Here is an 11,588-nt window from a genome sequence, read left to right as displayed (position 1 = left end):
AGGTGTGATGAGCGATCATAAATGCTAATTCCAGATTACCGGAAGAAAAACTGTCATCTCTCCCTGGCCTCTGTTGCTCCAAGCATAGTAAGGTATAAAATTGGTTTTAAAAGATTTAAATTCCGGTACACTCACTTCTTGGTACATTTGCCCCAGTTTGTCTTTACGAATTAAAATTTCGCCTTCTAAAGTGGTGACACCTCCTAAGAAGTCTGGTCTGGAGGTAGGAATAAGTTTTTTGTCAGAAGAAAGATAAACATTAGTAATATCTGTTTTTTCAGGTAAATCTGCGGACTCTATGCAGTACACAACTGGACCTCTTTTTAAGGCAACTTGGTTACGAACTTCTTCAATGCGTGGGTGTCCTTCAATGAATTTAGTCTCCATTGGCATGTCAATAGTGATTTCATCACCGGCTGCCCATTTTCTTTCAATTTTAGCAAACGTACCAGGCACGGCTTCGGCTGCTTTTGTGCCATTTACATAAATTTGGGTACCCTTTGCCCAACTAGGTATACGAAGAAGAATATCAAAGGCATCGGCTTTGGATTCATCAACCGTAATCTTAACGGCACCATCCCATGGGTAGTCTGTTTTTTGGGTGAGTTTTATGGTTGAACCGTCCAATAGGGTAGTGTTCAATTCATTTGCTCCGTATAGGTTAACTGCAATTCCGTTTTCAGATTTGCTATATGCCCAACCTGGAGATTTAGCAATGGTACGTACCAAGTTTGGAGGACAACAAAAGCATTTAAGATAGGGCTGTCTTTCCGGAAACTCAACGTTCATTTTTTCATAATCTAGCGCGCCTTCAATTTTCCGAAGCGGATTGGAATAGTAATAATTTTTTCCGTCTAGACTAATGCCTGAGAGTCCGCTATTGTGTAATACCAGTTCCATAATATCAGCATGTTTTGCATCTCCGGTCAATGTAAGCATGCGGTAGTTGAACATGGAGTTACAGATGTTGGCACAAGTTTCATTGTAGGCAGTCATGTTAGGCATCATGTACTCATCAATAAAACCTTCTTCAATTTTATCAAGACGAGAAGAACGGCCATAATGGGTTTGACCAATGGCTCCCGTAATGTACATTTTTTTGTTGGTCACGTTGTCCCACAACCTTTCTAGTGCGTCAATCAATTCTTTTTCGCCAGTTTCAGCATATACATCGGCAGCGCCAGCATAGAAATAAAGAGCCAGTACCGCATGACCTACAGCTTCTGTTTCTTCACGAAGCGGAACGCGTTCCTGAACCATATCACCAATAGGATAACCTAACGTGGTTTCGTCATCTTCAATTTTGTAAGTACCACGCATGTTAATGAATTGTTCAGCTAACTCAAGATAACGCTTGTCTTTAGTGGTACGGTATAGCTCTACCAAGCCCATAATCTGCGTTTGGTTAAAGCCAAAGCGTTTAAGGTGGTCTGGCTTGGGTGAGAAAATTTTATATAGATAATCTGCGTGCTTTACTGCAATATCTAGGAAATTGGTCTTCCCTGTAAGGCGGTAATGAATACAGGCACTGGTCATTAAATGCCCACTATTATAAAGCTCATGATATTTTCTATTTGTAAAAGGTTCAATGTCTTCCCGTATTATTGCAGGTGTAGATAAATACCCGTCTGCTTGTTGCGCTTGTGCAATGACATCTATGATTTCATCTATTTCCTCTACAATTTTTTCATCTTTATTTACACCGTAGATATACATTTTGGCTTCCATCCATTTATAGAAATCGCCATCATGCCACCAAAAACCTTTATGTTCTCCTTCTTTGAGACCGGCGGCTATTTTAAAATTATTATAACCGTGGCCTATATCTCCTTTTAGGATTACGCCCATATGGGGTATCATAGTTTCTTCTGCAACTTTCCATTTTTCAGCCCAGAAACCTTCTGTCCATCTGCAGTCTCCAATGTCAATACTTTTCAATTTAACATGCGGACTGTTTGTATTATTGATGACACCCTTTCCTGTATCCAGGCTGGCGGCATAGTCTCTTGTTTTTGTTGTATCCTCGTTGAGGCTTTGTTCAGGCGTGCTTTGTTTGCAAGAAAGAATGGTTAATAAGATACAAATGGAGAAGGTTATTCTTTTCATAATCCAATATTTATATAGTACACCGCTGTTTTGTTGTTTAGAATTCGTCTTGTAAATAGGTCTAGGTCATAGAACGAATGCTATATTAAAGTGTAGCATACAAATAAAGGATAATAGGAGAAACAGTGATTTGTAGATTTTATCCTGTTACGGCACTATTTTAACCTTGTTTGCTAATGAATGCTAAAAAATGTGGTACTTGAGTGTGATTTGATAAAGTAAAAATCGATTGAAATTATAACTTGTAAATTTTAATCAATACGCTCAACATCAACAAATAAAGGGCCTGTAGCTAATCTTTCTGTTTTTAAAAAGGCATGGAAGTTTCCTTTTCCTTCAGGAAGTACAACATCTGTAAAAGTGATTTTTTTCTGGTCTTTGTTTACTGGAAGTTTTAAATGCACGTCATTGTATTTCAAATGCGCTACACCTTCATGGTCCAGTTCGGGAAGGTCCAAACTTACGTTGTATCTACCAGCTTCCGTCTTTACGCGCCAGTGGCCCAGTTCATTCTTGGATAGAACTCTAGGGCCTCCCCAATCAAAATGAGATAGATTGGTAGAGCGTTGCGTGTTGCTGCCAAGATAAATACGTTGAATGCCTTTAGAATCTCTTTCTTCAGTAACCTCGTCAAACCAATTTTCATAACGTGCCAGAAGGTCTTCTACGATTTCAGGGTGATTTTGGGCTAAGTTTATACGTTCTGTTGGGTCATTTTCTACGTCGTATAATTCTAGGTTAGCGAGTACTTCTTTCAATTCTTCATCTTTAGGTTGATAAAGAATATGGTGTGGGTCATCATGCGGACTTATCAATTTATATTTTTGGGTTCGAACGGCAAAATGCATGTATTTAAATACCGTTGGGCCATAATGCATTTGGGTTATGAACTCCCTATTTCCAAAGTCCGTTTGTTCACCTTTCCAAAGAGATAGTAAGGATTTACCATCCAATTTAATATCCTCAGGAGCTTCAATTTTACAAACATCTAGGATTGTGGGCAGTACATCTATTACTGCACCCATAGTACTGTTCTGCTGCGCTTTTTCAATGTTTTTTGGCCATTTAACAAAGAAAGGAACGCGGATACCACATTCGTAAACACTTGTTTTTGTTCCTCGTAAATTTGCTACCCATCTTCCTGGATAAACGTCATTTTTTGTACGTCTATTTCTGGGGCCATTATCCGAAAGGAAAATGACTATTGTATTGTCTTCAATACCTAATTGTTTTAACCGCTTTAAAACGCGACCTACGCTGGCATCAATATTATCGATCATGCCGTAAGTTTTGGCATTGTCTTCATGGAGTCCTATTTTTCTATAAGGGTCTGCTTTTTCATCAGGCACTTCCAGCGGAAAGTGTGGTAGGTTAGTTGCTAAATATGTAAAAAATGGTTTGTCACTTTTCTCGCTCATAAAATCCAGAGCGGCATCCGTAAAAATATCATCGCAATATCCTTCGTATTTTTTTGATTGATTATTATGTTCAAGGATTGGGTCAAAATAGGTATTGCCAACGGGTCCTGCAGCTTGGCCAATACCACCTCCTTTATGTACAAGGGCTTCTTGAAAACCTTGGTCTGTTGGGCGCATTGGTGCATTGTCCCCCAAATGCCATTTTCCAAAAATTCCCGTACGGTAACCGTTTTTAGCCAAAATCTCGGCTAGGGTTTCTTCTGAAGTATTCATAAAGTGATCTACTTGCGTAACGCCTGTAACTCCTGTACGGTAAGGATACCGACCCGTTAAGATGGCTGCACGAGTAGCAGAACAATTTGGATAGGAAAAAAAATGGGTCATTTCAAGACCTTCCTCTCCTATCTTTTCCATGTTAGGTGTTTTTAAATACGGGTTGCCGTGAGAACCCAGGTCGCCATAACCTTGATCGTCGGTAAGCATAATAACTACGTTAGGACGGTCTTGTGCTGTAAGGAGCGTGTTATGGCAAAGAACTGTACAAAGGCAAAACGAGAATATAATTGAACTAAATCTAGTCTGATTTAATTTTAATTTTGTTGCAACATATTTCATAATGACCTGTCTTTTGTATTTGTTTGCTGGAAACCTTCTATTAATCCATGTGAAGACTCACTTGAAAATGACCGGTTTTTATACTCCCATCTTTCATTTTAATACTATAACCATATCCGGGAATGGAAGCGCCACCTTCAATTGTTTGTGCTACCGGACCTAAATTGGCAATTACTTCGGTGCCACTGGAGAAGCGACTTCTCTGTACTTTATAATCGGCACTTAAATATTCATGGCTTTTTAATTCCGAATAGAACGTTTCTTTATGAATAGGGCTTACCAAATCTCTAGCCATTTCTATCATAGGGCGCATGCCTTCAAATTCATAAGGTGAAAAGAATATGGTAGTACCTCGGCCAAATAACATACTTCTTAAGGCTTTAATTCTAAAATCGCCATTGGCGGTAACCTCATTATCCGGATCTTGAATCTTCCCGAAATTTGCTATGGCTTTATGATACACCAAATTAAAAAGCGGAGCGGGGTGGGAGATTACAGAAAGTGGACGGTCCTCTAAATAAGTCATCCCTTCGAACATATCAAAATAGGGTATCCACTGTTCTTGACCATGTTCGGTTCCATTTACCAAATTAAAGCTGTCTATATATTTAGCCAACTCAATCCGGCCTTCTTTTCCATTTTCACGGTATGCGGCAAAGGTAATATCCGTAATATCGGCCTCTAGGCCTAAATAAGAAATTTCGTTTTCAATGTTTTCTTGAGCCAGTCCTTTCTGAAATTTTGGGTCTACACGCGCCCAACGACTACCAGTATTCATTAAGTTTCCTTCGGCATCCCGCTGCATGAGGTCCGTTGTAAAATTAGGGTCGTTCTCTAGCATAGGTGAATAGGCATGATATGAGGAGTATAAATACCCGTAGGATTTAGCAAGATCAACAGCAGCCTTTAATTTTTCCGGCCCTCCTAAAGCTTCACTGATAGGGGAGTTGTGCGGTACGAAATTTGAAAAAGTTCCCCATGCATGAACAAAAGCTTTATTAATTTTTAAATCATCATGAATGGTTTGTATCGTATTTTTTAATTCATCAAAAGTGAAAGCCATTCCGGGCATGTTCACATAATGCGGATAGCCGCCGTAGATTCCGAAATAGATAGCTCCTGGAAGTTTATCTACATTCGGATTTCTTTTTAATTTTTCTTTTAAGGAAACAAAATACCCACGGGCCTTAGTCTCCTTTTGATATTCTTTTGCCATATCTACATAATCACCACCGGGAATAAAATGATAACTCATTCTCATTTTACCTTTTTCCTCATCTAGTTTCCAAATAGGGTCAAGAAAAACAATACGTTGGTAAGTAGACATTTCACCTTTAAAAAGGTATTGACCATTATTATTGATATTATATTGTAAATGTGGACGAGCTGACTCATCTACAATACCTATTACGGCAGATTTTTCATTGTACGTTCCCCACCAAGGCATCGTAAGCCCTGTTCCATTGTTAAACAACTCCAAAGAGCCTTGTGATTTATTATTGTAAGTGGCGTCATCCCATTTACAAAAACGACCTCCGTTCATAGGAAAAATATAGGACGGACAAATAATTCCCTGCTTTTGTGGAATTACAGCAGCACCCTTGTCTTCATCTGTTTTTAAGCTGAAAGCCCGTGCTGGATAACGTAAATCCGATAGTTTAAAATTACCGGCATTACGCTCAATAACTTCAACATCTAATAAAGCTGTTTTTGAGTCTAGTTTCAATTCTGTAACAATAGAAACTCCTGTAGCTACGGAGCCATCTTCAAAAACGGGGTCTATAAATTTGAGAGATACCGTATTGTTAGCCTTTTTTGAAACTTCAATTTTTTTACTTTTGGAAATGTTAACCGTATGTTTTTTTCCTTTGGAATCAATTATGGTCAATAGACCCGCGGCATTTTCCCACGGGTCCGATTTCCAAACGTGACCAGAAGTTTTTTCGGTAACAGAAAAGCATCCTGTTTCAGAATCAACACTCACATTCAACTTTTCATTTTCCAAAACAATAGGGTCTAATTTATACGTATCCAAAGCGAGACCGTTAAATACAGTCAGACCAATTATAACTAAAGATATGATCTTCTGTTTAGCCTTTTTTCTATTGTTTTTCATTTTAAAAAGTTGATTATGTTGATGATTTTTACTCTTTTATGAAATCTTTAATCTCGTTTTTCATCTTAATAAAATGCTTTTCCAAATCGGCATAGTTTCCTTCACGAATCATCTTTTTATCGAAGAGTGCACTTGCCAAACCGGCACCAACAGCTCCTGCTTCAAAAAACGATTTTATATTGTCTACTGAAACACCACCAGTAGGTAAAAGTTTTATTTCATTAAGTGGCGCCAAAACGTCTTTTATGTATTGAACCCCCAACTGCGTTGCCGGAAAGACTTTTACCGCAGAAGCACCCCAAGACCATGCTTTGTGGATTTCAGTAGGAGTATATGCTCCTGGAAAAATAGGAATGTTATTAGCTACACAATGTTTAATTACTTCCTCGTCAATAATTGGGGTTACGATAAATTGAGAGCCAGCATCTAAAGCAATTTTTAAATCTTCCATAGTACAAACCGTACCAGCGCCTACATTAAGCTCAGGATACTCTTTGGCTAAAGTTGCAATGGTTTCAGCAACCTTGGGTGAGTTCATGGTAATTTCAATCGTGTAAAAACCAGTTTTTACGTAAGAAGGCATAATCTTAAGAACCTCTTCTGTTGTTAGCCCTCTTAGGATTCCCACTATTGGGTTTTGGTTATATTTATCCCATGAAAATGTATTATTCTGCATAAGTCCGTAATATTTGTTGTTGTCCTGTTAGTAATGCTTTTTCTAAAATTTGCTCCTCAAAGCAAACGATTTGTTCGGTTGGTAAAAATGATTCTAGGGCTAGCTTATAGAGTATACTGTATATGCCACTTGCCGCTAGAAAGATGGTTCCGGTCTGGTTTTGTAAACTTGCCAACTCACCACCAATCATAAGACCGGACAAAAAGTAAAAGTTTTGTTCTCCAGAAACCTGATTAATTAGGGTATTTGCCCGGATTGCGAATAAAGATTGCATCTGTTGGTCTGCTAGTCCTTTTTTAACCCCTTCCAAGAAAATATCCTGAAAAGAAACATCCCACGCAGCCGGGGTTAGCGAAGCCGATAAAATTGTGTGCTTGCTAATAGTGTCAAAAAGTTCACCGGTCATATACGTGGTAAAGTCTTTAAAAACACCTGTTTCAAAAGCAATGTGTTTGCAATGCGTGCCTGGTAATAATAAAATCCCCTTTTCGTGTTTAGCAAGCTCTTTAGCGAGACCTATAGCCTGAACTTCTTCCCCCCGCATCACATCAGAATCTGTTTTAGCACCCGAAACAAGTAACAGGTCTGGCATATCATCAAAAGGAATGTACTTACTTATTAGGTCCTTGCCATTAAAAGCTAAGGGCATATTTGCATAATTTAACTCATGCATACCTATTGAAGATGAGAGCATTCCGGATGCTACTATAATATAATCATTACTGATTTTACCGTCTAGGTTTTTGATTTGATGTTTTAGGTATTTCGCAAAAAACTGGTCTTGAGAAACACTAGATTGTTCTTTAAATTCTTGAAAGCATTTTTTAATGCCCATATCTGTCGAGTGTTCCGAGAGAATTTTGAGCGATTTCGTTTCTATTAAACGCAGCCGAAAATTGGTGGTACCCCAATCGCAGCTAATAAATTTTTCTGGTAGTTTCATTGGCATTATAAAGCTTTGGTTACTCTTTTTTTGGCAAGATAATCATCTAGCGCATAAGTAGAGCAATCCACTCCTATACCACTGTTTTTAACACCACCATGTGGTAAGTATATATCATATTTAACACCATTAAGCTGTACTTCTCCAAATTCTAGGGCGTTGGCAAAGAAATCTAGCGTTTCTTCATCCTTAGAAAACACGTAAGAAGCTAGCCCCGCATCTGTATTATTGGCCAGTACAATAACCTCTTCTTTTGTTTTAAATGGAACAATGAGGGCTACAGGACCAAAAATTTCATGTTGAAGAATTTCAACTTCATTTTTGTTGAAGGTAATAACCGTAGGTTCAAAATAATAGCCAGAACCTTCTAAAGCACTTCCGCCATATAGTAATTTACCACCCTGTTTAACTGCTGTATCTACAATACCTTGGACTTTTATAACCGATTGCTTGTTGGTCAACGGACCCATATCAGGTTTGTTCTCTCGCCCAAACCCAAGTTTAGTTCCTTTAAACTTTTCTACCATGCCAGCCGCAAATTTTTCTATAAGCGATTCGTGAACGAAAAAACGATTAGGAGCTACACAGATTTGTCCTGAGTTACCAACTTTAAGAGCTGTACCAATATTTATGGCCAGTTCTAAATCGGCATCCTTACAAACAATAAACGGGGCATTTCCGCCGCATTCCATGCTGTATCTTTTTATGGATGTTTTTGTACTTTGTGCTATAAGCTTTTGCGCAGTTTCCGTAGAACCGATCATGGTAATCAGTCTTGGAATTTTACTTTCGCAAAGAGGAATACCCACATCGTTTAAATCCCCACAAAGAACAGTTATTACTCCTTTTGGGAAATTAATTTCAGCACATAATTCTCCAATAATATAGGCCGATAAAGGTGAAAATTCTGAAGGTTTTAAAATGATACTTGAGCCAGCGGCTAGCGCAGGCCCTAGTTTAAAACCTAAGTTCAACAACGGAAAGTTATACGCTAGGAAAGCAACTGCAACGCCTAAAGGTTGTGATACAAAATGGTGTTCATGAGTACCTTCTTTATCCTCAATAGGAATGTCATTTCGCTTCAATATTTCTTCAGAATAGTACTGTAAAGAATTGGTGATGCTGGTAAGGTCTTCTTCTGAGCCTTCCCAAGTTTTGCCCATTTCATACATGATGCTTTCACGTAGCAAGTCGCTATTCTCTATGATTTTATTTCTCAGCTTATCTATCCAATCTAGGCGCTCTTGTATGGGAAGTTTTGACCAAGTTTTAAAACCTGATTCTGCAGTTTTTAAAGCTCTTTTGGTATCTTCTAAACTAGCCCAAGCAATTGTAGCAGTGGGCTTTTCGTCCGCTGGGCAAATAACCTCAAAAGTTTTATTGTTTGAGGCTTCTACAAGTGCACCATCAATATATAATTTCTTATGACCGAATTTTAACTGCTCCATCTTTATGTATTTCTTTATCTAAATAGTATTCTAATTTGTCCATGTCAACATCTACGCCCAAGCCTGGTGTACGCGGTACTTCTAGATGTCCATTTTCGAGTTTTACATTGTGAAGGGTAACCTCGTCACGAAGTGCATTTTCCGTTCTGTCCAATTCCATTGTAGGTAGATCGTTGTACATTCTACCTGGATTCTTATCTAAATTGGCAACCAGATGAATTGCAGCACTTATAGCAATCCATGTTCCCCAAGTATGTGGTACAACATCTTTGTTGTATGCTTGTGCTAAAGTCGTAATTCGCTTGGCTTCCGTTAATCCGCCCGTTGCACAAATATCAGGTTGCGCTATATCTACACAATCATTCTCAAAAAGACGTTTAAAACCAAATTTCAAATATTCGCATTCACCACCCGCAATAGGTATAGTAGTATTTTCTCTTAGTCTGCGGTACCCGTCATAATCCTCTGGTGATACTGGTTCTTCAAACCAAGAAATATCATATTTTTCAGCTTTTCTTGCCAGTTCTATGGCCTCTTTATAAGAATAAGCATGATTGGAATCTATCATTAAACTCATGTCTGGCCCAATGGCTTTGCGAATTGCGGCAATATATTTTAGGTCTTGCTGAATGCCTAGACCTACTTTCATTTTTGTGGCTTTGAATCCTTGAGATTTGTATAATAGCGCCTCTTCAACCAAAAGCTCTTCAAGGTTCTCGCTTCGGGTAAAATATAATCCAGTGGCGTAAGGTTCTATAATCGGGTTTTTAATACCGCCTAATAACACGGAGACGGGCTGGTTTAAAAGCTTCCCCTTAATATCCCACAACGCAACATCTATAGCACTAATAGCAGCTTGAAATGCTCCGCTACGTGCGTAGTCCATAGAGCGCCTGTACATTTCTTGCCACAGCGTCTCATGCTCCAAAGCATTTTTTTCCAAGAGGAAAGGCGTGAAAAAATCGATACCGGATTTAATTACCGCCGCAGGACCATACCCTTCTCCCCAACCATATGTGCCATCATCTAAAGTTATTTTCACGATACATATCTTACGAGTATCATACTGCCACTGCGAAAAATAGAAGGGTGTGTCTAATTTATGTGTAATAACAAAAGGCTCTATCTTTTGGATTTTCATAATAAAAGTGCTTATAGTTTAATTAATGGTTGGTTTAGTAATTGGCGTATCCTAAAATACAAATGGCGATGATCAGAACGGCAAGGCCTGCTAATAAAATTTTAAAAGGCTTGTCCGCATTTTTCCATTCTCCTTCTCTATATCCCCAGATATTACTAATGATTAGGGCTAGTCCCAAAAGAATTGGCCACCCCACTACAGGACCTAAGTTACCCATAAGTGCTGCGCCTTGACCATAGACTCCAAGCGCTGCGAACCAAAAAATACCTGCAGCAATGGCCCATTTTAAGGCCTTGCCCTTTTTTGGGATTGAATAGGCATTCCATGATTTATTTTTGATGAAAAGGTAGAGCGCATAACCTCCGTTCATAACAAATGCACCTAATAAAACGACCACCCACGATGCTAAACTAGCATTTTGTGCACCTACACCATAATCGTTTACGGCAATTGCTGCAACCGGAGCTGCATTTGAAAAACCAACATTTAAAAAGGCAGATAACACACCTGATGCTACGGCAATCAATACTCCAATTTTTATAGATTTAGTCGTCGTGGAGGAATTACTATGTAATTTGTCTCTTTTGACACCTGCCACCGCTGTAATAGCAACACCCACAAGTAGTAAGGCAACGCCCACCATTATGATGGGGAATGACGGTTGGTCAAACGCTCCTTCAATCTGAAAAAGAGGAATAATAGAACCAACTGATGCAGCAAGACCCATAACAATACCATAGGTAATAGAAATACCCGTTTTCTCCACACTAACTCCAAAAAGAATACCGCCAATACCCCAAAGGAAGCCGTAAAAAGCAGCTAAGAATAAAGTGTTGCTATCAGTTTTAGAAATGATTTCAAAAAGGTTTGGCATGACTATTAATGCCCAGATAATTGGGAATAGTATCATGGCCGTAAATGCGTGGACTAACCACCAAGCTTCCCATTTTAAAGGTGCAATGTGCTTCATTCCTAATCCAAAAGTTCCTTGAAAGAAACTAGCGAATAGTATTAAAACGATAGCCAATAGATAGGTATCCATATGTGTTGTTTTATTTTCTTTGGAATTAGTAATATGGAAGATAGATGTGTTCAAATCCTCATGTGACACAAAGAAAATTGAAT

8 protein-coding genes are annotated in these 11,588 nt (G+C 38.6%); all 8 read right to left on the bottom strand.

The features are described from left to right. Positions 1 to 24: 24 nt before the first annotated feature. Entirely contained in the window at positions 25 to 2,106 is a 2,082-nt protein-coding gene (locus tag IWB64_RS20185) for a glycoside hydrolase family 127 protein (RefSeq protein ID WP_194535728.1), read from the bottom strand. A 251-nt stretch (positions 2,107 to 2,357) separates the two neighbouring features. Next, positions 2,358 to 4,139, bottom strand: coding sequence for an arylsulfatase (locus IWB64_RS20180; protein ID WP_194535727.1), 1,782 nt, complete (start codon positions 4,137 to 4,139; stop codon positions 2,358 to 2,360). Between the two features lie 40 nt (positions 4,140 to 4,179). Beyond that, a complete protein-coding gene (locus IWB64_RS20175; protein WP_194535726.1) occupies positions 4,180 to 6,255 on the bottom strand; it encodes a DUF5696 domain-containing protein in 2,076 nt (691 codons plus the stop codon). A gap of 28 nt (positions 6,256 to 6,283) precedes the next feature. After that, positions 6,284 to 6,931: a bifunctional 4-hydroxy-2-oxoglutarate aldolase/2-dehydro-3-deoxy-phosphogluconate aldolase gene (locus IWB64_RS20170; RefSeq protein ID WP_194535725.1), complete on the bottom strand. Its 648-nt coding sequence runs from the start codon at positions 6,929 to 6,931 to the stop codon at positions 6,284 to 6,286. Further along, complete coding sequence (locus tag IWB64_RS20165) at positions 6,921 to 7,874, bottom strand: 2-dehydro-3-deoxygalactonokinase (RefSeq protein WP_194535724.1); 954 nt, start codon at positions 7,872 to 7,874, stop codon at positions 6,921 to 6,923. The genes IWB64_RS20170 and IWB64_RS20165 overlap by 11 nt, the downstream gene beginning before the upstream one ends. Before the next feature lie 5 nt (positions 7,875 to 7,879). Next, positions 7,880 to 9,322, bottom strand: a complete 1,443-nt coding sequence (locus IWB64_RS20160; protein ID WP_194535723.1) for an aldehyde dehydrogenase family protein — start codon at positions 9,320 to 9,322, stop codon at positions 7,880 to 7,882. Continuing rightward, positions 9,297 to 10,463: a mandelate racemase/muconate lactonizing enzyme family protein gene (locus tag IWB64_RS20155; protein ID WP_194535722.1), complete on the bottom strand. Its 1,167-nt coding sequence runs from the start codon at positions 10,461 to 10,463 to the stop codon at positions 9,297 to 9,299. Before IWB64_RS20155 ends, IWB64_RS20160 begins: the two co-directional genes overlap by 26 nt. Before the next feature lie 34 nt (positions 10,464 to 10,497). Then, positions 10,498 to 11,505: an L-rhamnose/proton symporter RhaT gene (locus tag IWB64_RS20150; protein WP_194535721.1), complete on the bottom strand. Its 1,008-nt coding sequence runs from the start codon at positions 11,503 to 11,505 to the stop codon at positions 10,498 to 10,500. Between the last annotated feature and the right edge of the window lie 83 nt (positions 11,506 to 11,588).

This window comes from Zobellia nedashkovskayae, assembly GCF_015330125.1.
Lineage (GTDB): Bacteria > Bacteroidota > Bacteroidia > Flavobacteriales > Flavobacteriaceae > Zobellia > Zobellia nedashkovskayae.
The sequence above is the reverse complement of the archived record's forward strand: the minus strand, read 5'-3'. Positions and strand labels throughout refer to the sequence as shown.